General features: G+C 53.8%; 24 protein-coding genes and 1 pseudogene. 17 read left to right on the top strand and 8 right to left on the bottom strand.

Features of this window, described 5'->3' with window-relative positions:
• Positions 1–2: 2 nt before the first annotated feature.
• The 7 genes and pseudogenes from QYC28_RS04050 to QYC28_RS04080 all read left to right on the top strand — a co-directional run bounded on the left by QYC28_RS04050 (position 3) and on the right by QYC28_RS04080 (position 6753).
• Positions 3–1253 (top strand): competence/damage-inducible protein A, encoded by a 1251-nt coding sequence (locus QYC28_RS04050; protein ID WP_310828887.1) that lies wholly within the window; start codon positions 3–5, stop codon positions 1251–1253.
• Positions 1250–1657 (top strand): hypothetical protein, encoded by a 408-nt coding sequence (locus tag QYC28_RS04055; RefSeq protein ID WP_149818418.1) that lies wholly within the window; start codon positions 1250–1252, stop codon positions 1655–1657. Before QYC28_RS04050 ends, QYC28_RS04055 begins: the two co-directional genes overlap by 4 nt.
• Before the next feature lie 930 nt (positions 1658–2587).
• Positions 2588–2932 (top strand): annotated as a pseudogene (locus tag QYC28_RS13235) (cell surface protein); the annotation flags it as partial.
• Between the two features lie 27 nt (positions 2933–2959).
• Complete coding sequence (locus QYC28_RS04065; RefSeq protein ID WP_302679886.1) at positions 2960–4438, top strand: YadA-like family protein; 1479 nt, start codon at positions 2960–2962, stop codon at positions 4436–4438.
• 263 nt (positions 4439–4701) lie between these two features.
• Positions 4702–5664, top strand: a complete 963-nt coding sequence (locus tag QYC28_RS04070) for a glycosyltransferase family 9 protein (protein WP_302679887.1) — start codon at positions 4702–4704, stop codon at positions 5662–5664.
• Entirely contained in the window at positions 5657–6247 is a 591-nt protein-coding gene (locus QYC28_RS04075; RefSeq protein WP_149818426.1) for an HAD-IIIA family hydrolase, read from the top strand. The genes QYC28_RS04070 and QYC28_RS04075 overlap by 8 nt, the downstream gene beginning before the upstream one ends.
• 2 nt (positions 6248–6249) lie before the next feature.
• On the top strand, positions 6250–6753 hold the full coding sequence (locus QYC28_RS04080; protein ID WP_190278214.1) for a hypothetical protein: 504 nt from the start codon (positions 6250–6252) through the stop codon (positions 6751–6753).
• Here the strand turns inward: QYC28_RS04080 and QYC28_RS04085 are convergent.
• Complete coding sequence (locus QYC28_RS04085) at positions 6742–7437, bottom strand: Crp/Fnr family transcriptional regulator (RefSeq protein WP_149818430.1); 696 nt, start codon at positions 7435–7437, stop codon at positions 6742–6744. The genes QYC28_RS04080 and QYC28_RS04085 overlap by 12 nt on opposite strands.
• 563 nt (positions 7438–8000) lie before the next feature.
• Here QYC28_RS04085 and QYC28_RS04090 point away from each other — a divergent pair.
• Genes QYC28_RS04090 through QYC28_RS04100 form a run of 3 tightly spaced genes read left to right on the top strand, consistent with a single transcriptional unit; the run spans position 8001 to position 9052 of the window.
• Complete coding sequence (locus QYC28_RS04090) at positions 8001–8210, top strand: DUF2997 domain-containing protein (RefSeq protein WP_190278215.1); 210 nt, start codon at positions 8001–8003, stop codon at positions 8208–8210.
• Positions 8211–8230: 20 nt separating this feature from the next.
• On the top strand, positions 8231–8617 hold the full coding sequence (locus tag QYC28_RS04095; protein WP_302679888.1) for a DUF1257 domain-containing protein: 387 nt from the start codon (positions 8231–8233) through the stop codon (positions 8615–8617).
• Between the two features lie 24 nt (positions 8618–8641).
• Positions 8642–9052 carry a ferredoxin gene (locus tag QYC28_RS04100; protein ID WP_226972007.1) on the top strand — a complete coding sequence of 137 codons (411 nt, stop codon included), beginning with the start codon at positions 8642–8644 and terminating at the stop codon, positions 9050–9052.
• Here QYC28_RS04100 and QYC28_RS04105 read toward each other — a convergent pair.
• Positions 9039–9470, bottom strand: a complete 432-nt coding sequence (locus QYC28_RS04105; protein WP_190278216.1) for an NfeD family protein — start codon at positions 9468–9470, stop codon at positions 9039–9041. The two genes, QYC28_RS04100 and QYC28_RS04105, sit on opposite strands and share 14 nt — an antisense overlap.
• A gap of 204 nt (positions 9471–9674) precedes the next feature.
• On the opposite strand from QYC28_RS04105, the gene QYC28_RS04110 reads away from it, so the two are divergent.
• Genes QYC28_RS04110 through QYC28_RS04120 form a run of 3 tightly spaced genes read left to right on the top strand, consistent with a single transcriptional unit; the run spans position 9675 to position 11390 of the window.
• Positions 9675–9851, top strand: coding sequence for a hypothetical protein (locus tag QYC28_RS04110; RefSeq protein ID WP_190278217.1), 177 nt, complete (start codon positions 9675–9677; stop codon positions 9849–9851).
• Between the two features lie 38 nt (positions 9852–9889).
• The gene (locus QYC28_RS04115; RefSeq protein ID WP_286626722.1) at positions 9890–10654 is read left to right on the top strand and encodes an EI24 domain-containing protein; all 765 of its coding nucleotides are present in this window, start codon (positions 9890–9892) and stop codon (positions 10652–10654) included.
• Positions 10635–11390 (top strand): DUF429 domain-containing protein, encoded by a 756-nt coding sequence (locus tag QYC28_RS04120; RefSeq protein ID WP_149818440.1) that lies wholly within the window; start codon positions 10635–10637, stop codon positions 11388–11390. Before QYC28_RS04115 ends, QYC28_RS04120 begins: the two co-directional genes overlap by 20 nt.
• Here QYC28_RS04120 and QYC28_RS04125 read toward each other — a convergent pair.
• Positions 11387–11686, bottom strand: a complete 300-nt coding sequence (locus QYC28_RS04125; protein ID WP_206199745.1) for a DUF6825 family protein — start codon at positions 11684–11686, stop codon at positions 11387–11389. The genes QYC28_RS04120 and QYC28_RS04125 overlap by 4 nt on opposite strands.
• Before the next feature lie 293 nt (positions 11687–11979).
• On the opposite strand from QYC28_RS04125, the gene QYC28_RS04130 reads away from it, so the two are divergent.
• On the top strand, positions 11980–13671 hold the full coding sequence (locus QYC28_RS04130) for a SulP family inorganic anion transporter (RefSeq protein WP_149818445.1): 1692 nt from the start codon (positions 11980–11982) through the stop codon (positions 13669–13671).
• Here the strand turns inward: QYC28_RS04130 and QYC28_RS04135 are convergent.
• Genes QYC28_RS04135 through dnaK form a run of 4 tightly spaced genes read right to left on the bottom strand, consistent with a single transcriptional unit; the run spans position 13662 to position 18364 of the window.
• Complete coding sequence (locus QYC28_RS04135) at positions 13662–14174, bottom strand: DNA-3-methyladenine glycosylase (RefSeq protein ID WP_255451731.1); 513 nt, start codon at positions 14172–14174, stop codon at positions 13662–13664. The two genes, QYC28_RS04130 and QYC28_RS04135, sit on opposite strands and share 10 nt — an antisense overlap.
• Positions 14175–14220: 46 nt before the next feature.
• Complete coding sequence (locus QYC28_RS04140; RefSeq protein ID WP_302679889.1) at positions 14221–15306, bottom strand: acyl-CoA dehydrogenase family protein; 1086 nt, start codon at positions 15304–15306, stop codon at positions 14221–14223.
• 3 nt (positions 15307–15309) lie between these two features.
• Positions 15310–16290 carry a DnaJ C-terminal domain-containing protein gene (locus tag QYC28_RS04145; protein WP_149818449.1) on the bottom strand — a complete coding sequence of 327 codons (981 nt, stop codon included), beginning with the start codon at positions 16288–16290 and terminating at the stop codon, positions 15310–15312.
• 49 nt (positions 16291–16339) lie between these two features.
• Complete coding sequence (gene dnaK, locus QYC28_RS04150; protein WP_190278312.1) at positions 16340–18364, bottom strand: molecular chaperone DnaK; 2025 nt, start codon at positions 18362–18364, stop codon at positions 16340–16342.
• A 290-nt stretch (positions 18365–18654) separates the two neighbouring features.
• On the opposite strand from dnaK, the gene QYC28_RS04155 reads away from it, so the two are divergent.
• Both QYC28_RS04155 and ribD read left to right on the top strand, forming a co-directional pair.
• Positions 18655–18969 carry a DUF6679 family protein gene (locus tag QYC28_RS04155; protein WP_024125163.1) on the top strand — a complete coding sequence of 105 codons (315 nt, stop codon included), beginning with the start codon at positions 18655–18657 and terminating at the stop codon, positions 18967–18969.
• Positions 18970–18978: 9 nt separating this feature from the next.
• Positions 18979–20118 carry a bifunctional diaminohydroxyphosphoribosylaminopyrimidine deaminase/5-amino-6-(5-phosphoribosylamino)uracil reductase RibD gene (gene ribD, locus QYC28_RS04160; protein ID WP_302679890.1) on the top strand — a complete coding sequence of 380 codons (1140 nt, stop codon included), beginning with the start codon at positions 18979–18981 and terminating at the stop codon, positions 20116–20118.
• On the opposite strand, the gene QYC28_RS04165 is transcribed toward ribD, so the two are convergent.
• Complete coding sequence (locus tag QYC28_RS04165; protein WP_149818455.1) at positions 20090–20560, bottom strand: hypothetical protein; 471 nt, start codon at positions 20558–20560, stop codon at positions 20090–20092. The two genes, ribD and QYC28_RS04165, sit on opposite strands and share 29 nt — an antisense overlap.
• A gap of 615 nt (positions 20561–21175) precedes the next feature.
• Between QYC28_RS04165 and QYC28_RS13240 the strand changes: the two genes are divergently transcribed.
• Positions 21176–22504: a M23 family metallopeptidase gene (locus QYC28_RS13240; protein ID WP_302679891.1), complete on the top strand. Its 1329-nt coding sequence runs from the start codon at positions 21176–21178 to the stop codon at positions 22502–22504.

The following is a 22504-nucleotide window of genomic DNA, read 5'->3' on the forward strand; positions in this document are numbered from 1 at the left end:
CAATGAGCGCAGAGATTATTTGCGTGGGCACAGAATTGCTGCTGGGGGAAATTCTCAACAGCAATGCCCAGTTTTTAGCGCAACAACTGGCGAGCTTGGGTATTCCCCACTATTACCAAACTGTCGTTGGCGACAATCCCACGCGGATTAAGAAAGTCGTCGCTATTGCCTGCGATCGCGCCCGCCTATTGATTTTCACGGGTGGCCTTGGCCCCACGCCCGATGACCTGACAACGGAAACCCTAGCGGATTTCTTTCAAGCCCCCCTTGAAGAACGCCCGGAAATTATTACTGACCTAGAACGCAAGTATGCCCATCGCGGCGGCTTTAGTCCCAGTAATCGCAAGCAAGCCCTCCTGCCCGTGGGGGCGCAAATTCTCCCCAACCCCTTGGGGACTGCCCCCGGCATGATTTGGCAGCCGCGCACGGGTCTGACAATTCTCACCTTTCCCGGTGTCCCGGCTGAAATGAAACAAATGTGGCAAGAAACTGCGGTGCCCTTTTTGCGGTCCCAGGGCTGGGGAAAAGAGGTGATTTACAGCCGTGTGCTGCGTTTCTGGGGCATCCCTGAATCGGTACTTGCGGAAAAAGTGGCTGCCCAAATTGCCCGTGAGCATCCCACGGTGGCGCCCTATGCCAGCAATGGGGAAACCCGCCTCCGCATTACCGTCCGTGCCAAAGATGAAGCGGAGGCCCAGCAATTGATTCAACCCGTTGAAGCAGAAATCCGCCAAATTGTCGGCCTAGATTGCTACGGTGCGGATGAGGATACCCTTGCCAGTGCGGTGGCGCGGCTGCTTCAGGAACGACAGCAAACAGTGGCAGTGGCAGAGTCCTGCACCGGCGGTGGCCTTGGGGAGATGCTAACCCGTTTGCCGGGGAGTTCCCTCTCGTTTAAGGGGGGCGTAATTGCCTACGCCAATGATGTCAAGGTAACTCTACTGGGGGTCAATCCTGAGGACTTAGAGCAAGAAGGTGCCGTGAGTGCCGTGGTGGCTGCCCAGATGGCTCTAGGAGTGAAAACGCGTTTAGGCAGTGACTGGGGCGTCAGTATTACCGGGATTGCTGGCCCCGGCGGCGCGACGCTCAGTAAGCCAGTGGGATTGGTGTATATTGGCGTGGCACTGCCCAATGGCGAGGTCATGACCCGTGAATTTCGCTTTAGTGGTCAACGGGGACGGGATTGGGTGCGGCATCTCAGTGCTATGAATGCCCTCGATGTCTTGCGGCGGCAGTTATTGGTGAATCGATGAGTCACGGTCTGCTCTGGTTACCCCTATTGGCTATTTTTATCGTGCTGGCACGGTTGGGCTGGGTCGAGTACCGGAAGGTGGAACACTATCGCCAGTGGGCAAAAAATTTTGAAACCAGTAAATATGACATTGCCGCTGTCCTCGGTCAACAGGGCGATCGCTTGACGTGGGGACGCCCTACCCAACAGGGCATTATTCATTTGCAAACTTGTGAATTATCGACTATTCAAAACATTTGGATTGAGTGTAACGGTCAACGAATTGACACACAAACTACTCATTCTAAAGGAGCAATTCAACTGGTGCTAGAAACCTTTACAGGAGACTGTTATCGCATTCCTTTTACAGAATTCACCCTTGCCTTGGCATGGCGCGATCGCCTGCAACGGGCGATCGGGAACTGATGGGGTCGATTAAAAACTAAAAAAATCTAAATTGTGCTTGACTAAGCTTGACAATTAAGCGAAGTCTGACTAGAGTTACTTAAATAGTGAGCTAACGGGGGATACCAAAAAGGCAGGGTTTTCTTTCGCTTTTTTAGCGACTGTAGGACTTGTGTCTTTTTGGGTTTAAGGAAAGAGTAGCCCATAGGAAAGTGCAAAATTCTACAAAGCACTTGACTGTTGTATTTACACCTTAACCTTGGGAGGCCTATCCTCATGTGCAAAAGACTACACCCCGTTTTGGCTTGTGTTGTTAGCACAACAGTGCACATTATTCTAGTCACCACACCTGCATTGTCTCAAACTCGAGACTGTGGGAATCCTATTCCTCCTTTTCCTTTTTTGTTCAATTCTGCCACTGGTACAGGGAACGAAAACCTAATTTGTGGCGCAAATAACAATTTACTCCCTGCCTTGCAACGGTCTATTGCTGTTGGTATTAGCAACACAGTAAATGGTGGCACTGTCGCCAATCATGCGATCGGTAGCAACAATAACCTTGGGCCAAACATAAATACCACAAACACCGCTGTTGGTCATAATAACAAAATTGACGGAGTTAATGCTCAGAATCATGCCTTTGGCTCTAGCAACACAATCGGCGTTGGAGGGCCTATTCTAACTGAAGACGAAGGCAACAATAACACTGCCCTAGGAGCAGAAAATCAAGTCGGCACAGTTGGAACACCCAATCCTTCAGATCCTTCTTTTCCCGATGCAGCTCGCAATAACAATACCGCAGTCGGTTATCAGAACGTTGCTGATGGCACTACGAATACAACTGGCAGTAACAACACCGCCATTGGCATGCAGAACCGAGCCGAGGGTGATAACAACACTGCTGTGGGGATGCAGAACCGAGCCCAAGGAGCTAATAGCACCGCAATGGGGATGCAGAATTCAGCGAATGCAGTAAATGCCACCGCCGTGGGGATGCAGAACCAAGCCCAAGGAGATAGAAGCACGGCAATGGGGTTTGTGAACCAAGCCAATGCAGACAACACCACAGCTGTGGGGTTTGTGAACACCGCACAAGGAGCTAATAGCACCGCAATGGGGTTTTTTAACCAAGCCTTGGGAAATGACAGCAGCGCAGTTGGCTTTGCAAACACCGCCCAAGGAGTTCAGAGCAGCGCGGTTGGCTTTGTAAACACCGCCCAAGGAGTTCAGAGCAGCGCGGTTGGCTTTGCAAACACCGCACAAGGAGTTCAGAGCAGCGCGGTTGGCTTTGCAAACACTGCCCAAGGAGATAGAAGCACCGCAATGGGGTTTGTGAACCAAGCCAATGCAGACAACACCACAGCTGTGGGGTTTGTGAACCAAGCCAATGCAGTAAACGCCACCGCCGTAGGCTCTGGTAACCAAGCCCAAGGGCTTGACAGCACCGCAATGGGTTCAGGCAACCAAGCCCAAGGAGTTCAAAGCAGCGCGGTTGGCTTTACAAACACTGCCCAAGGGTCTGACAGCACCGCAATGGGTTCAGGCAACCAAGCCACCCAAGCAAACGCCACCGCCGTGGGGAGGCAGAACCTAGCCCAAGGAGCTGACAGCACCGCAATGGGTTCAGGCAACCAAGCCACCCAAAACAATGCCACCGCCGTGGGTAGACAGAACTTTGCCACTCAACAGGACGCCACCGCCGTAGGCTCTGGTAACCAAGCCCAAGGATTTCAGAGCAGCGCGGTTGGCTTTACAAACACTGCCCAAGGGCTTGACAGCACCGCAATGGGTTCAGGCAACCAAGCCACCCAAAACAATGCCACCGCCGTGGGGAGGCAGAACCAAGCCCAAGGAGCTAATAGCACCGCAATGGGTTCAGGCAACCAAGCGCTGGGGGCTCGTAGTATTGCCATTGGCCACCAAAGTACTGCAAATCCCGCTGATAGTATTGCAATTGGTCAGACTGCCCAAGTCGTGGGTGGTGCTACTGATGGTGTGGCCATTGGTAGAGGTGCCACAGTTCAACATGCCAACAGTGTGGCCATTGGGGCAAACTCTGTAACAACACAGGCCAATGTTGTGTCTGTTGGTGCCCCCAGTGCTGAACGCAAGGTTGTCAATGTTGCGCCTGGCATCATTGCACCAACGAGTACGGATGCAATCAATGGCAGTCAGCTCTCTGCCCTCATCAACCAACTGTTTGCTACTGGAATTTGTTCAATCACTAACGCAACAGTAACGTGCGGTAACATTGCTTTGGGAAATGCTGCTAACCCTGTGGGTGCTAATAGTATTGCCATTGGCAACAATTCAACGACGGGTGCCAATAATGCCATTGCCTTTGGCCCATCGGCACAGGCCATCCATCCCAACAGTGTGGCCATTGGCGCTGGCTCTGTAACAACAGCTCCCAACACGGTTTCTGTGGGCGCCCCAGGAGCAGAACGCCGCATTACCAATGTCGCCACCCCCATCAATCCAACGGATGCTGTCAATAAAGCCTATGTTGACGGCATGGGAGCAGTGGCCTTGGGAGCAGCGAATGCCTACACCGATGCTCAAATCAATCAATTACGGGGAGAGGCTTTTGCGGGCATTGCCTCGGCAGCAGCACTCATGCCGATTGTGCCGGCACGTTCTGGTCAAACCACATTTAATGTGGGATTTGCAACCTACGGTGGATACAGTGCAGCCGGGATGGCTATAGCCCACCAAATCGGACCGGTGATTATTGATGCAGGGGCAAGTTTTTCTAGTGCAGGCTATCCCTTAGCACGCATTGGTATCGGCGCCCGTTTTTAGAACAACAGGGAACTAGGGGGGCTTTGATGTCCACATTTGGGAAAAGACGCTAGCCTTTAAAATTGAAGCTAAGCCTCCTCAATACTGCCCAAGGAATCTAGCCCTATGGATGTGTCTGTGGTCAACCAGAATCCACCATTTATGCTGAATCAGCCAGCAATGGCTCAGTCTTGGATCAAGCCCTGCAAAGTGGTCTTCTTCTGGAAACGCAGTGGCTTTTATGGGGCTTTGGATTCAAGGCTTTTTGCTGTTGGAGGTCGCTGATGAAAAATATTGTGGCGCTGGTGCCAGGGGGTATTGGGGATCAAATTTTGTTTTTTCCTACCCTCGACGACCTCAAAACCCACTTTCCGAATAGTCAAATTGATGTGGTTGTTGAACCCCGTGCGGTTGCTGCCTACCAACTGAGTTCTACAGTCCACCAAGTGATTCCCTTTGACTTCAAAGACCGCAATGCCTTGGCTGACTGGGTAAACCTGATTGGTATGTTGCGGGATGGGGAGTACGACGCCATTCTCTCCTTGGGGCGCAGTAAGGCGGTGCGCTTTTTGCTGTGGCTGACGGGGATTCCCAAGCGCGTGGGCTTTGCGAAGCTCAATCCCTTGGGGTTTCTCACCGATGCGGTACCTGTCAACCTTGATCAATACAGCGCCGCCACCTACCACGATTTGCTCAAGGCCTTTGGCATTACTACCCCTTGTCCCCTACCCAAGGCAGTGATTGCCGAAGAAGATAGGCAATGGGCAACTGCAGAGCAGCAACGCCTAGGAATTACTGGGCGGTATCGCCTCTTGCACGGTGGCTCAAGTCAGATGGCACTTACCAAGGGAATTAACAAAATTTACCCCCCCGCTGCTTGGGTTGAGATCATCCAGACGCTGCAACAGCAGGAGCCGCACCTGCCCTTTATCGTGGTCTGTGGGCCTGAAGATCACGCATGGGTGAGTGCGCTAACACAGGCGCTACCGGAGATTAAGATTAGCCGTCCTCCAGACTTGCGCAAACTGGCAGCTTTAATGCAACAGGCACAACAGATTCTCTGTACCGACAGTGGCCCAATGCACATTGGCGTGGCGGTGGGGACTCCCCTTGTGGCGCTTTTTGGCCCTACGGATCCTGCCAAACTCCTGCCCAACGATCCGCGCTTTCGAGCCGTCAAATCCCCTACTGGCAACATGGCCGATATTCCTGTCTCAGCCGTGATTGAGGCAGCTCGCCATGGCTAGACCGGCTGTCTTTCTCGATCGCGATGGCGTACTGAACCAAGAGGTGGGCTATATTCACCGCCTTGAGGACTTACAGCTCATCCCCGGTGTGGCTCAGGCAGTGCGACGGCTCAATGATGCGGGGTGGTTTTGCTGTTTAGCTTCCAATCAGTCGGGTCCGGCGCGGGATTATTACAGCATTAAGCATGTCTGTGCCCTGCACCACAGACTTCAGGAGTTGCTAGCCGCCAGTGCTGGTGCGGTGTTGGATGCGGTTTATTTCTGTCCTGATCTCAGCCGTCCTGAAGGGGGAGTGGTTGCCGACTATGCGGGTTGGACAACATGGCGCAAACCCAATACAGGAATGCTCGTAGCGGCCGCTTGGGATCATGATTTAGATCTCAGCCGCAGTGTCATGGTGGGGGACAAAGCCACCGATATTGATCTGGCGCGGAATGCCGGCTGCTATGGGATTTTAGTACAAACCGGCTTTGGCGATCGCGTTCTTGAGGGGAGTTACCAGCACGCCAGTCGACCCGATTACATTGCAGCAGATTTAGCCGCTGCCGTAGAGTGGATTTGTACGCACCTTGCACCTCGTTAGCGATGAGCGCATCGCCAGACTATACCAAGTTTCCCCTTGCTCTACTGTTGCTGGTGGTTCTGGGCTACGTCCTCGTGGGCTGGTATTTGTCTGCCTATCCTTGGATGTGGTCAGCCTATGCCTCTTTTTTGGCAGCAATTCTGACAGTGTTTGTCGTGGGGGGCACCTCTAGCCTGTTGCGATCGCGCCAGAGCAACCCTAAAAGTATCTTTAGTGGCTTAATTATGCGCGTGGGCACCCCCAGTCTCTTTACAGTACTGGTGCTGAGTACCGCTGTCACCCTTGCCATTATTGCCTTTCACGTCTTTAGTGTGATTGCCATTCTCATTGGCACCGAAATTCTTGTGCGCATTGAAATGAAAGCCGCCGGCTACCAGAACTGGCAAATTATGCTAGTGCTGATTCAAATGGCGATTTTAGGAGTGTTCATTGGCTGGAGCATTGGGCATTACTTGCTGCCATCCTCTTCAGGGCAATCATTATTGTTCTTAGTCCTAAAGGAGTAAACTTTCTAAGGCACGTAGATTCGTAATGCACAAGCTCTCTTGATTGCGGCGAATAATGCCCTTGCGCTCCAGTTTCCCAAGCACCCGTGTCACCGTTTCCCGCGCCATGCCACTGAGACTACTTAATTCACGGTGGGGTAGATTGGGAATTTCTAGGCCATCGGCTCCCTGTCGCCCTTGACCATCCGCCAAAAACAGCAGAATATCGGCCACCCTTGACGTACTATCCGATTCCCGCAGCCGCAGCCGCCGATTCAGTTGCCGGAGCCGTCGTGCCATCAACTTGGCGAGGCGTATGCCCGCTTGAGGTTCAGTATTGACAAGATTGACAAAATCCGTCGCGGGCATATTGGCCACAACTGTCGGTGTTAGGGTAATCACATCCGTTGAGCGGGGCACTTCCTCTAGGGGGGCCATTTCGCCAAAGAGTTCGCCGGGCCCGAGGATATTCAGGGTGACTTCTTTGCCATCAATGTTGTAGGTGCGAATTTTGACCCAGCCACTGAGGATAAAGTAAACCGATGTGCCCCAATCATTCTCCAGCAAGATGACTCGGTTGGCGGGATGCTGACGTGTCACTACATGGGCTAGGGCTTTCTCCACCACTGCCTGCGGTAAATCCCGAAAAAAGGGTGTATTTTGTAAAGATAATTCAGGTGCAGGAGAACTACGCCGTTCTTGCATAAAGGTCAAGGCCGAGAGGGCGAGGACAGAGGCTGAGCAGATAGGTCGTCAGGCGTTGCAGGGAAATCAACACCTGTGATCTTACCATTGCTATCCATGATCACAATCAATGTATCTGTAACGTTAGAAAACGCTAGCTTGATACTGACAATATTGCCGTTGATCTGACTCCCAAGACGCTCTTTGTACACGCCTACCTGTCTCAGAATAACTGTTTTATCGTTTTTTATGGTTTTCTGAGGGTTTAAGGCGAAACGAATTTCTGAATATCATACCGCCTTTTCCAGAGGGATTGAGTGAGGTCGCGATCGCCCTGAGGCCGCCGTCCCGTCCAAGAAAAGCAATCTACATATCTCTTATCAATTCTCGACGCAGACTTGGCTCTATAGATGACTGATTCTTCAGGTCTTCAGGCATCCGGGGGAAATTGCTGCGGAGTGTAAAGTTTATTAAAGCCCTTGACTCCTTTGGTTAGCCTTCGTCACAATGAGTTCCATAGGTTAGGACTTGAATTTTATCCTCGTGAGCGGTTTGTCATAACTGCGAGTGAGTAGGTTGTGCCAATGCTAGAAACCCTTGAATTTGTGATTTATCCCGATGGCCGTGTCGTTGAAACGGTGACGGGTATTTCTGGGGCATCCTGTGCTGAGGTGACTGCTGCCATTGAAGCGCAGCTGGGGTGTGTCATTAGCCAACAGCCCACCGCAGAATACTACGCTCCCCAAGAGGAAGAAAATCAATTGGTTGTTCAATCTGTCCCCTCCCAGTGGTAATCGTTGAGGATTGGTGATCCATGTCGCACTTCAGCCAAATCAAAACCCAAATTCGCAGTTTACCCGCCCTACAGGCTGCCCTAACGGACTTGGGCCTACCATGGCAATCTGGCTGCCAAGAAGTGCGCGGCTTTCGCGGTCAAACCCAAACGGCCCAAGTCGTTGTTCCCCAAGATAATGGCTATGACATTGGCTTTCGCTGGAATGGCACTGAGTATGAGCTAGTGGCGGATTTGGAGTTTTGGCAGCAGGCATGGTCAGTGGATCGCTTCTTGAATAAAGTCACTCAGCGCTATGCCTACCATGCGGTGTTGCAATCCGCTACTGAACAGGGCTTCCAAGTGCAGGCCACAGAACAGCAGGCCGATGGGAGTGTCAAGGTCGTGCTGCAACGCTGGCGTTCCTAGCCGGTCAAAATAATGGATAGGCAGATGGGTCAGCCCCTTGGTTTAGAACCAGAGCTTGGGGGTCAACTGCGCCAAAGTGAACCTCGCAGTGGCTACGAACCTGAACTCGGAGGAACCCATCGCCAACGCGGTGTCTATGTTGATGAGATTACCTGCATTGGCTGCAAACACTGTGCCCATGTGGCGCGAAACACGTTTTACATCGAGCCGAACTACGGGCGATCGCGGGTGGTACGCCAAGATGGTGACCCCCTCGAACTGATTCAAGAAGCCATTGATACCTGTCCCGTTGACTGTATCCACTGGGTAGATTACACGGAATTAAAACGGCTTGAGAAAGAACGCCTTGAGCAGGTAGTTCCCCTTGCCGGTTTTCCCATTGATCCAGCCACCACGCACCGCAAGAAACGGCGATCGCCCCCTAGGACTGAATAGCATCCTCGGGCATCACAATCAGCGTCGTTCCCTGACGGCCAATGATAATCACCCGCTGATGCTCGGGAATGGCCAAGCGGGGATCATCACAGCGAGCTTGCCAAGAGATCCCTTCGTACAGCACTCGCCCCGTCTCGCCAGCGGGGATTTTCGTAAGTGTTTCCGCCTCGGCGGCTTCCTTGAGTACGGGGGGAACTCGCTTTGGTTGATACCGCCGCAGGAGAAAGACCACCACAACAGAGAGCACCATCCAGAGGAGAATCTGTATTGAAAAGCTGGGAATCAGAAACGAGAGAAAGGCAACAATCAGGGCGCTGAGGCCGAGAGTGGCTTCCATAAAAGCCGTCGGCAAAACAAGCTCCATCACAAAAAGAATGATGGCAACAATTAACCAAATCCAAAAGGGAGACAGGGGCATTGCTCTTATCACCCAAGGCAGCCACTTCAACGATAGCTCAAACTCTGCGGCTACAGCGAGCAGGTTTAACCGTTTTGAGTGTGTTCAATTCTTGCGAAAGAGTTGCACTGGAACTTACAAGAGTCCCACTGCGTCAAGAGAGCCAGCACTCAAGAGAGATTCCTCCGATTCTGTACAATAATGACTTCAATGAGGCGAACAACGATGACGGATCTATTCATTCCCCTCCTGGTGGGACTTCTCACCCTTGGACTATTGACCAGTTGGCTATGGCGACCGACAGCAACGCCAGTTTCCCGTGCTGAACAGGTCAATACCCCTGATTTTGTTGCCGATGCGCCGCCGCCGGATGATGAAGGAACACCGCCCCGCCGTGGATAGGCTAGGATTTTCCTAGGGGCTTCTAGAAGAACAATTGAGTGATCAAGCAGCTTTGGTCAGCAGGACAGCGGTTTCAGGCGGGTTTCTTTGCCTTTGGTCGTGGTCTTTTTTTTATCGCCCGTTATCGTCTTTGGGGCTATCTATTGTTACCTGCCTGCTTGAGCCTCGTTCTGGGGGTAACGCTTATCATTGCTGCTTTCTGGGCTGTTCAAGTCATTGGTGATGATTGGTTTGTGGGTGGGGAATGGCAGTGGCTCTACCAAGGGTTCATTGATATTTTGGCAACCCTCATTGCTGTCTTTTTGGCCCTAATTGGCTATCAAACGCTGATTCCCCTTGTGGTGATTCCTTTCCTTGGTCCACTGCTCAACCGTGTTGAAAAAATTACCACGGGACAAACGATTGAGGTGGGGTGGCGGCGCGATCTATTGAACGCCATTATCGGTGGTTGGTTTGCGCTGCGGGATGCAGTGTTGCAGGTGATCTTCCTACTACTTTCATTTCTAACGGGGCCGCTGCAACCTATCGTGATGGCGATCGTCAACAGTTTCTTCCTAGGGCGAGGCAGCTTTGATTACCTCCTTGAAAAACACAGCACCTCTTTGAGAGAGCGCAAGCTCTTGACCCGTGCCTATACGCCCCAAATCTATGGCCTTGGTTTGGCGCAGTTTTTGGGGCTGCTGATCCCCTTCGTCGGTTTGGTGCTCGTACCACCCGTGGGAGTTGTGGCTGCTGCTTTACTGATTCAAGATCATCCACCGCAACAACAGTTGATGGCAGCGAATGCGGTTTCTCGGCGTTGATCTGGCTTGGAAAGGGGGGGCATCAGGGTACTGCTGTTTGCAGTGGCAGGGGCAAGATTTGGCGGTGGTCGCTCGCGATCGCTCCCGTGATACGGATGAACTTTTGGCATGGATTGATCGCGATGCACCCTCTGCGCAAGCAGCCATGGTGGCGGTGGATGCCCCCCTAATTATTCCCAATTCGCGGGGAATGCGTACCTGCGATCGCCAAGCCCATCAAGTCCTTGGGCGGTATCATGCCGGCTGCTATCCTGCGAATCAGCAGTCCCCCTTTGCGCAGCACACCACGGGTTTTAGTCAAGCCCTTAGCCAACGGGGGTTTCGCCATGCGCCTACGATCGCCCCCCAAGCACACGGGCGATTTCAAATTGAAGTCTTCCCCCATGCCACGGCGATCGCCCTCTTTCAGCTTGACCAAATCATTAAATACAAAAAAGGCCGCCTTGCAGAACGAGCCAAAGGGTTAGCCAAGCTTAGGGATTTAATGGCCACCCAGCTTCCCCACTGTGAGCCACCCTTAGCACTAGAACTCACTATCGAAATCCCCAGCAACGGGCGAGACCTCAAGGCTCTTGAAGATCAACTCGATGCCGTTCTCTGTGCCTACACGGCAGCCTATTGGTGGTATTGGGGGCGCGATCGCCACTGGGTTTTGGGTGGTGAGTCTTTTTCCCCAGAGCCAGCATCAACCGATGCCTACTTAAAAACTGGCTATATTGTTGTTCCCCGTCGCTAGCTTTCGCGATTGCGGTAGCGTTGCAGTTCCGTGCGTAGAGCAGCAATTTCCGCCCGCAAATCATCAATGAGGGCTTGCCAATCCACTTGTTGGCTACGCCGAGGCACCACCATTTCTGCCTCTTGACGGGCACGAGCTTGCACCTCTTCCATGAATTGATGGAGCCGCTGCTGCTGTTCGGCATCAAATCGCCCCAGTTGACTCAGGAATTCTACAAATAGATGCTGCGCCTGATCACGCAGGAGCGTTGCGGTTGCCCGACCAAGGAAGAAGGCATCCAGCGGCGATTGACTCATAGGAGCTGTATTCCTCATCAGTTGTGTCTCTCAATCCACGAGTGTAACAAAGTTTTACAGTAAACAGATCTCGCTCTCTCCCCCTTCTCCAGCTTTTTCCTATAGAACAGATAAGAAAATCTTTGCCGTTCTACTCGCCAAGTTGTTCCCGGCAAAGCATAGAATTATCTCAATTAAATTCTTTCTTATCATAGCCATAAGCAAGGTATAGGGATACTCCCTCAGGGCTAGGGGTTCCTCTCGATAACGCTCTCGCTATGAAATCCTCTCTAAATTCGCCAAAAGGGGCAGAAATGCTAACAAATTTAGTTAATCGAGTTCACTTTCGCGATTGGCGCGGCGATCTCTTTGGTGGGCTGACTGCTGCCATTGTCGCCTTGCCGATGGCCTTGGCCTTTGGGGTCACCTCTGGGGCTGGTGCAACGGCGGGACTCTACTGCGTCGTCTTTCTTGGCTTTTTTGCGGCTCTCTTTGGGGGCACGCCAACACTCATTTCCAATCCGACAGGGCCGATGACCGTCGTGATGACGGCAGTGATCACCCGCCTGACCAGTGAATATCCCGAACAGGGGTTATACATGGCTTTTACGGTGGTAATGCTGGCGGGCGGTTTTCAAATCCTCTTTGGTCTGTTGCGGTTGGGTAAATACATCACCCTCATGCCCTACACCGTGATTTCTGGCTTTATGTCGGGGATTGGCCTGATCATGATCCTGCTGCAAATTGGTCCCCTGTTGGGGCACAGCAGTAAAGGGGGGGTCTTGGGGGCAGTGCAACACTTGCCAGAGTGGATTCAAACCCTGAACTCGGCTGCCCTTACTTTGGGCTTGTTCACCCTCGGACTCATTTATTTCACGCCCCAGAAAATTCGGCGAATTGTGCCGCCACAGCTTCTCGCCTTGGTTTTAGGCACGATTTTGTCAATGGTGTTTTTTGGGGATGCCGGTTTGACCCGCATTGGCACGATTCCCACGGGGCTGCCAGCGTTTGTGCCGCCGACGTTTACACTGCCTGCGCTGAAAACGATGATTGTGGACGGGGCAATGCTGGGGATGCTCGGCTGTATTGATTCGCTCCTGACCTCGGTGATTGCCGATAGCATTACCCGCACCCAGCACGATTCCGATAAGGAACTGATTGGCCAAGGTATTGGTAACCTACTGTCCGGCTTATTTGGTGGTCTGCCCGGTGCCGGTGCCACGATGGGCACAGTGGTAAATATTCAAGCGGGGGGACGCACCTGCTTATCGGGCATGATCCACGCTGTCATTCTACTGATGGTGGTGCTGTGGGCGGCGCCTTTGACGGAACCGATTCCCAATGCAGTGTTGGCGGGGATTCTGATCAAGGTGGGGATTGACATCATTGACTGGAATTTTCTCAAACGTGCCCACCTCTTGTCCCTGCGGGCGGCCTTCATTATGTATGGCGTGATGCTGCTGACGGTCTTTGTGGATTTGATTGTGGCGGTGGGTGTGGGTGTCTTTATTGCCAATATGCTGACGATCAAGCGCTTGGCGGATCTGCAATCGGAGGATGTGAAGGCGATTACCCACGCCGATGATCAAACGCCCCTCACCCCTGAGGAAAAAGAACTCTTCCGCGAAGCCAAGGGTCAACTGTTGCTCCTCCACCTTGGGGGTCCGATGAGTTTTGGCTCCGCTTGGGCAATTTCCCAGCGGCAGGCGATCATGTCGGACTATAAGGTGCTGATTCTGGATGTCAGCAGTGTGCCCCTGTTGGGGGTAACGGCAACCTTGGCCATTGAGTCACTCATCCAGGAGGCACAAAAGCATCGTTTAGCAATTTTTCTCGTGAATGGTTCGGCGGATAAGGTGCAACAGCGGCTGCAACGCTTCCGTATTTTGGATCGGTTGCCGGCAGACCATGTGGTGAGCGATCGCCGAGACGCCCTCGAAAAGGCCATTCAGTTTCTCCACCAACCGGAGGAATTGCTGGAGGTGACAACGGGCAGCTACGAATAACGCGAGACCGCCGGGTTGCCCTGCACATACCAGCGCCACGGAATCTCCTGACCTTGGGAAATACCAATGCGAGTGGTTTGTACCACAGGGGCTGTCAGGGGTTGGGGCGGCTTTTCTAACCAGAGGCCGCTCTCTTTCCCTAGCATCAAGCCCGAAAGCTGGCGATCGATCCCCAAGACTTGGCACAGTTTCCCCGGACCAGCGGCACTGCGGGGGGGCAAGGGTGGACTGAGCATCTCAAGGGCACGGATGAGAACAGCACTGGCAAAATTGGGGCGATCGCTGGCGATATTCAGGCAGTGGTGAATGCCATAGATTTGATAGACATAGATTGTCCCCGGTGCTGCAAACATCGGGGCGTTGCGAGCCGTTTGGCGACGGTAGCCATGACACGCGGGGTCGCCGGCCATATAGGCTTCAGTTTCAACAATACGGCCGCGGTAGAGTTGACCATTGGCCTGCTGTCGCACGAGAAGACACCCCAGTAATTCTTGGGCAACCACTGGGGCAGGGCGAGCCAACCACTCAAGGGGCAGACACTGATCTCGCTCAATGGGAACCCTTTTCAAGCAACAAATCCTCCATCAAGGCATGGCGCACGGGGGCATTCAAGCCAGAGACGGTGTAGAGCATGGCTTCGCGATAGAGACGCTGCACCGTGTGACTGAGCATCAAGGCACTGCCACCCGTCGTCATCAGGGCAGCCTGAGCCGCTTGGACGGCAAGGTGAATGGCTGCGGCGCGCAGTTGTGCATGGTGGGGGGGATTCAGGTTCTCTAGCTCTTCTTGAATCTGGTCGTAAAGGCGGTGCCAGCGATCGCGAAAGTGGTGATAGAGGTCTTTGGCGTCGGCACTCTCGGCGAGAATCTGCAAACTGGCACGGGCACAACCCATGGGGGCGGCACTGCCCCGCAGCAATTGCTGGCGATCGCGGAGGGCCATCCAATCCGCCTCACTGATACCCACCACATCTTCCGGCGGGACTAACCAATCCACCACTTCTGCTTGCACCGTTTGAGTTGAGGGCACAGCCGCTAGAGGTAAGGGCAATGAGAGGTGCAAAATGCCACCGCCAGCCTGTTGGGCATTGATAAAGGGCATGAGGGCAAAGAGAATACGCTGATCCGGTAGGGGAGCTGCGGCGATAAACATCGTCATGTGCTGAAAGCCACTGAGCCAAGGCAGCGTGCCCTGCAGGAGGTAGCCCCCACTGGTGGGTTGAGCTTGTAGATCCACTGGGTTGTGGCGTAAGTGGGAAAAGCTGACACCAATCAACATCTGCCCCTTCATTAAGTCCGCTAGGTAGGTTTGGGCAACGTTCCCTTCAGGATGTTCAAGAATCATCCCCAAGGCGGATTGATGTTGTGCCACCAAAAAGGCAAGGGCACCGGAGGTTTGCGCTAGTTGTAAGCTCAAATGCCACAGCGTGCGGCGATCGCACCCCAATCCCCCCCTTGCCTTGGGTACCGCCAAACGAAAAATGCCCAAATTTCCTAGGGCTTGCAGACTTTCCGATAAAAGGGACTTTTGCTGATCAATGCGGTTGGCAATTGGCGCAACAACGGTACTGAGGTAGGTCTGAATGTCCTCTAGGAGAGGCTGCGCTGCGGGGTCAGCAAAGACCAAGGCATCCATAGTTTAGGAGTACGCCAGATGGGCACGGGGGTTGTAGGACTCAATGGCCTGAAGTTGCCGGTAGAGATCGCGTTCAGCATCACTCAGTTGGGGCGGCAGTGTAATGACAATCTCCACCAGTTGGTCACCGCGATCGCCATCGGGGCGAGGATAGCCCTTACCCGCCAGTCGCAAACGTTGGCCTGTGCGTACCCCTGCTGGCACCATCATTTTCACCCAACCATCGAGGGTCGGGGCTTCAATTTGGCCGCCGAGGGCAGCCTCACTGGGGGTCACGGGGAGTTCACAGACAATGTCGTAGTCCTCAAGGCGAAAGAGGGGATGGGGCGTCACTTGAATTTTCAGATAGAGATCACCTCCACCCGTACCTTGACCCCGCAGCCGAATCCGCTGACCCGTAACCATCCCCGCTGGCAGCGTCACTTCTAAGGAGCGCCCATCCCCAAGGCGAATCCGCTCCCGTCCCCCTTCGTAGGCCTTCTCGAGGGGGATTTCTAGGGTGGCTTCAGCGTCGCGACGACTCACAGCGGTATAGGCGGTTTTGACGGTGCCGGGGCGAAAGTAGTCTGTCTCTATCGTAGGCGAGCGACGGGGGGGATCCGCAGCAACCGTAGAGGTGCGGGGCGATCGCCGACCCAACAGTTGATCCAAAAACTCTTGAAAATTATCTTCACTGAGGTCGGGTTCTTCCCTGACACTGGTGCCATTGCGCCGAGCCATAGTGGTACGTTGGGAAGGGCGAGTGCGAAAGCCGGGCTGTGACCAATATTCACCGTAGCGATCGTATTGCTCACGGCGAGCCGGATCACTTAGGACTTGGTAAGCTTCACTAATGTCTTTGAACTTCTCTTCAGCAGCGCGATCGCCCGGATTCATATCGGGATGATACCGCCGCGCCAGCCGCCGATAGGCACGTTTAATTTCCTCAGTGCTCGCACCTCGATCCACGCCCAAAAGCTGGTAGTAATCTCGAAAATTACGCATCGACAGTCCTATCTACACTCACAGTTGCGGCAAACAATGCAAACAAGCTCTACCAGTCGTCGTCATCCCAATCCTCCCATGCGGCTGAATCACTGCGCTGGGAATACCCCCGAGAACGCCGCGTCCGGGGTGGCTCATCCCACTCATCCTCATAATCGTCACGCCGCCGCTCTCGACCCCGCACCGCATCAAGGCCTTTATTGACTGCTTCCTTGAGGTTGGGCAGCTTAAAGAGATCCTCATCGTCTTCCAATTCCTCTTCGCTGAGGCGCAGTTGGCGGACAAAGTCGTAGAGCCGCTCTTCAAGAGCCGCATAGGTGAGGTCAATCTGGCGATCGTCCTCATTGCGAATGGCCTCCTGCAATTGCCGCACCAGGGCCTCAATACTCCGGCGCTGATCAGCGGCAAATTGATAGCCAAATTCTTGAGCCGCTTCCCGCAATTGACGTTCAGCGCGGTGAATCAAATCTTGGGCACGGTTGCGCTTCTCAATGCGTGCCCGCCGCTGGCGATCGCCCGCTGCATTGGACTCCGCATCCAAGAGCATCTGCTGAATTTCCTCTTCACTCAGGGTTGATGCCCCCTGAATCACCACACTTTGCTCACGACCGCTAAAGCGATCCAAGGCCACCACTTGGAGCAGGCCATTGGCATCCAAGTCAAAGGACACTTGAATTTGGGGCACCCCCCGAGGCGCTGGCGGAATTCCCGTTAACTTAAAGCGTCCCAAGGACTTATTGTGTTCTGCTAGTTCCCGCTCCCCTTGAACGACGTGGATTTCCACTTGGCTTTGGTTATTTTCTGAGGTTGAGAAAATATCGGAGCGGCGCACCGGAATCGTTGTATTGCGGGGAATCAGCACCTTCGTGACGCCGCCAATGGTTTCCACCCCTAAGGAAAGGGGGGTTACATCCAGCAGCAGGATATCCTTCATATCCCCGGCGAGAATGCCTGCTTGAATGGCGGCACCAACAGCCACCACCTCATCGGGGTTGACATTTTGGTTGGGTTCACGGCCAATCATCTGCCGCACCAGATCCTGCACCATGGGCATCCGCGTCGCACCACCCACCAGCACCACGGCATCAATTTGAGCGGGGGTTAAATGGGCATCCATCAGTGCCTGTTCGACCGGATAGCGCAGCCGTTGCAGCAGGTCTTGGCTCAGGTCTTCAAATTGGCGACGACTGAGGGTGGTTTCAATGTGTTTTGGCCCATCCGCTGTGGCGGTGACAAAGGGCAGATCGATATTGGTTTCCAGTAAGCCTGAAAGTTCAATTTTGGCTTTTTCGGCAGCATCGGTGAGCCGTTGTAGCGACTGGCGATCGCGCCGTAAATCAATGCCCTCTTTGGCGAGGAAGTCTTCGGCTAGCCAGTCCACAATCAACTTATCAAAGTCATTGCCCCCCAGTTGGGTATCGCCGCTGGTGGCCTTCACCTCAAACACGCCATCGCCAACATCGAGAATGGAGACATCAAAGGTGCCACCGCCAAGGTCAAAAACGAGAATCGTCTGCTCCTTCTGGCGATCGAGGCCATAGGCAAGGGCTGCTGCCGTCGGTTCATTAATAATCCGCCGCACATTCAGACCCGCAATCCGCCCAGCATCACGGGTGGCTTGCCGCTGTGAATCATTAAAGTAGGCGGGGACAGTAATCACCGCATCGGTGACGGGTTCCCCTAGATAGCGGCTGGCATCCTCCACCAGCTTGCGCAAGACCATGGCTGAAATTTCTTCGGGGGCAAATTCCCGTTGCAAGCGTGGGCACTTGATGCGCACTTTACCCGATTCATCGCGGCGAATGGTATAGGGTACCCGCTTGGATTCAGCCGTCAGTTCCCTGTATTCGCGGCCAATAAACCGCTTCACGGCATAGAAGGTGTTTTGGGGATTGAGCACCGCCTGTCGCCGCGCCAACTGACCCACAAGGCGCTCGCCATCTTTGCCAAAGGCCACCACAGAGGGGGTGGTGCGGGAGCCTTCTGCATTGGCAATCACAACGGGTTTTCCCCCTTCCAACACAGCAATGACGGAATTGGTTGTCCCCAAATCAATGCCAACAATTTTGCCCATGCCGTTTGAACGACTCCGCACTGGTTAGAATAAATGAATAGCGTTATAGTAACGGATTATTTACCCTTTGTTACGCTTATTCGATTGTACGAGATCTGCCCCAGACCGTCAGAGAATCACTCTTTCCCCTGTGCTGCGCGATCGCTACAACGATATGAACAACCTCAGTCCCCACACCTCCCATTCACCGCTGCTCATCTTTTGAAGTCTAGCGGTAAGATGACAGGCAAGAGGTTGCAGCACAGCTTATCAACTGTTGCTACGCCCAATTCCGAGAAGGAGACCGTTCTATGCTACACCGCAAGCTTTATCAACTCTATACCGACGGCCAAGAAGTCTGGATTTACTTGCGGGATCAACAGCGCCTAATTGACCGGGCACGCATTGTAGACATCGAAGGGAATGTTGTTACCATCCGCTACGAAACGGAGGAAGACGACGAAGTGTGTGCTTGGGAAGAGATCGTCAATATCGAAAGCATTGGCTCGATTTCACGGCGGCTCGCAGCAGTTCCGCGGGGTTATGCGGAGTTACCCATTGCGGATGAGTGTCCAGAGGCGGAGCAACTGCCGAAGCATTCCTCGGAAACCGAACACGAGCGTTGATTCTTACCCATGCGCTCAGCCCCCGTTGTGGAGGAGATAGCCACGATTGATGCCCAGTACATGGGGCGCTGCCTTGAGTTAGCCGCTCGTGCCAAAGGCTGTACGGCTCCGAATCCCCTCGTGGGCTGTGTGATTGTGGCGGAGGGACGGGTGATTGGGGAGGGGTTTCATCCCAAGGCAGGGGAACCCCATGCCGAGGTGTTTGCCCTGCGCAGCGTCAGCGAGAGCGATCGCCCCCTCCTCAGCAAGGCCACCCTCTACGTCAATCTTGAACCCTGCAACCACTATGGCCGCACGCCCCCCTGTACCGAGGCGATTATAGCGGCGGGTATTCCCAGGGTGGTGGTGGGCATGATTGATCCGAATCCCCAAGTAGCGGGGGCGGGGGTAGAACGGCTGCGCTCAGCAGGCATAGAAGTCACCGTCGGCGTGCGGGAAGCAGAGTGTCAACGCCTGAACGAAGCGTTTGTGCATCGGGTGCGCTATCAGCGTCCCTTTGGCATTTTCAAATACGCCATGACCCTCGATGGCAAAATTGCCTCCAGTGCCGGCCACAGTCTCTGGGTGAGTGGTGAAGCCGCACGCGCCATGGTGCATCAACTGCGCTCTGAATGCGATGCCGTGATTGTGGGGGGCAATACCGTGCGTCTGGATAATCCCCTTTTGACCTCGCGCCATGAGCGCAACCCCCTACGGGTGGTGATGAGTCGTACCCTTGATCTACCGCCGACTGCCTCTTTGTGGGAAACGGCCACGGCTCCAACATTGGTAGTTACCGCTGCTTCCCCCCAACATCCCCTGATTCCCCAATTGCAGGCACGGGGCGTGGAGGTGGTGCACCGAGAGCCGCTAACACCGACCACCGTTATGGCAGAGCTGCATCAACGGGGCATTATGACGGTGCTTTGGGAGTGCGGCGGTTCCCTTGCAGCGGCAGCGATCGCCGAAGGCATGGTACAGAAAGTGTGGGCATTTATTGCGCCAAAGATTATTGGTGGCTCTGCTGCCCCCGCCCCAGTGGCCGATCTCGGCTTAACCAAGATGAATGAGGCCTTGTGCCTCGAGGACGTGACTTGGCAAACCGTGGGCGAGGACATTCTCCTAGTGGGCTACCTACCGCCTAGGCCTCGGGTTCCGTCACTTCAATAATGGTACAGCCCGTTTCTGTGGGGGGCGTATCCGCCTGCTCATAGAGCAAATCAATCCACAGCGACTCCGGGTAGGGCTTGCGACTAGAGACATAAAAAAGCCAATGCTGGCTGACATTGAGGGACTCGCGCCGCAGCTTGGCCATTGCCGGGGTTGTAATCAGGCGCAGCGCAGCGTTGGCATTGCGCCACTGCTCAATAATCCCAGCCGCCACCCGCAGGGTTTCCCCTTCGCTATTTTCTAATTCCAAAATGCCGTCAATGTGGATACTCTCCCACCAGTGCTGTGGATCCCGCAGATCCAATCCTTGGCCATCCATATAGTCAATGAGGTTGGGAAGATATTCGCGAATAAAGTTTTGGACAACACTAAAGGGGGGAAAAGGACGCAAGACTTTGAGGTGGCTTGCTGTTTGTTGAAACCACAGCTTGTGGTAAGTCATGGGGACAAAGCTCCGTCAAAAAGGCGATCGCCAAAAATCGTTACAAACTGGTTTATTTTACCAAGCAAGCTTGCTCCGATCGCTCCTGAGAGTGAAGATGAATATGTGCCACTTTTGGCGCAATTTGGCACAAGTGTTACTAGGACAATTTTGGTGTAACGACCAACGATGAGAAGGCTGTCAGCTGACTTACATTATTAAAAAAAACTATACACACTGATTAGCTAACTTTACTCTACTTATTCATTTATTGGAAATAATGATTTTTCTTTCATGGGTAGTAATTAAGCCCAAGTCGTGATGAATTCAGGTTTTTTGATTATTGACCAGTAGGTAGAAAATTCGCATTTTTATTTTGCAGCAAGTAATTCACCCCCCAGAGAGGGCAGGACGAGGCAAGGGGGTGGCTTGTCATTTGGTTGTGGATTGGGTAAAGTCACCTAGAAGTTTCGTCGTGGTGCCAAAACACCCTTTGCATAAACAACAGATTGGGACAGTTTTAGGCATAGATGCGGCGAGTGGCCTCTGGCTACCTTGGACGATTGCTCATGATGTGTGTTCTCGGTTCACCGCTTTGTCGAATCACTGTCAATTTTGTGTGCGAGGAGGATTACCTTGAGCAACGATAGTCGTACCCCTACCGCCTCTCAGGATGCACCCCTTGCGTCTGCTGCTATGCTTGGTCGTTCGCTGCGCTCCCTTTGTTCCTGTCTGCCCCTGCTGGGCACCTTTGTTTTGATTCAGCCTACGCAAGCCCTTGATCTGACCACTCTTGCGAGCGATCGCGATCTGGGTTCAAAGGACATTCGCCCCGAATCTCTTAACCTCCCCTCCCTCTTCAGCACTGAAAGCCAAGACCCGCTTGCGGAATTTGAAAATCTTTTATCCGCCAACAAAACTGAGTTACTCTTGGGCGTCACCCAAGCGGCATGGCAACGCACCATCCGGCCCCAAGTAAGGTTTGCCCCCTTGCCCTTGAGCACACCTGCACCGACCCTATCTGCCTCTGCCACCTTTGAGCACCGCAGCCGTCCTTCTGAACCGACCTTCAAAGTGGTGGATCGGCGGGTTCGCACCAATAGCTTGGCGGATCTGGTGACGCAGGCCACCACCTCTGTTGTTGCTTCCTTGGCCATTGATACCCCCTTTGCGATGGGTGGCTCTTTGGAGCAAACCACGACGGCAGTTGAACCACCGTTCACCGAGGGGGAAACGACTCAACTCTCGCAGCGGGTGGCAGTTGTGAACTCTCCAGCCGCATCGACCTCAACTGCAACCCTAGAGCCTGTTCCCTTTGGGCGTGCTGCTGAGCGGCGGCGGCATACCACCCCTGCCCTAGTTTCAGTCCAACAACCCCCTGCTCGCCCAGCGCTACCCCAGCCCACTGTTGCAAATCGCCCGCAAACAACAACAGTAACAGCACCGACACCTGCCGCCGTACAGCCCATTGCCCCCCCTGTGCCCGTCAAGGTGGCACGCTCAATTGTGGCTCCCTCTTTACCCAGTAATCTCGACCTACCCCCTCTGCCCAACTCCGATCGCTTTCTACCTAGCCTAACCACCAACTTTATCTGGCCGGCGCGTGGTGTGTTGACCTCTGGCTTTGGCCCGCGCTGGGGACGGATGCACCGCGGAATTGATATTGCTGCTCCCATTGGCACGCCCATCTATGCTGCTGCCGCCGGTGTCGTTACCTACTCCCAATGGAATTCTGGTGGTTTCGGCAACTTGGTGGAAATTCGCCACGCCGATGGGACCCTGACGCTCTATGCCCATAACCATCGCAACTTGGTGCGCGTGGGCCAATACGTTGAGCAGGGTCAGCAGATTGCTGAAATGGGCAGCACCGGTCGCAGCACAGGCCCCCACGTTCACTTTGAGATACATCCCCCAGGGCGGGGTGCGGTCAACCCAATGATCTTCCTGCAACGTAACCAAGGCTAG

Source organism: Thermosynechococcus sp. HY596, assembly GCF_030518715.1.
In the GTDB taxonomy this organism is placed as follows: Bacteria; Cyanobacteriota; Cyanobacteriia; order Thermosynechococcales; family Thermosynechococcaceae; genus Thermosynechococcus.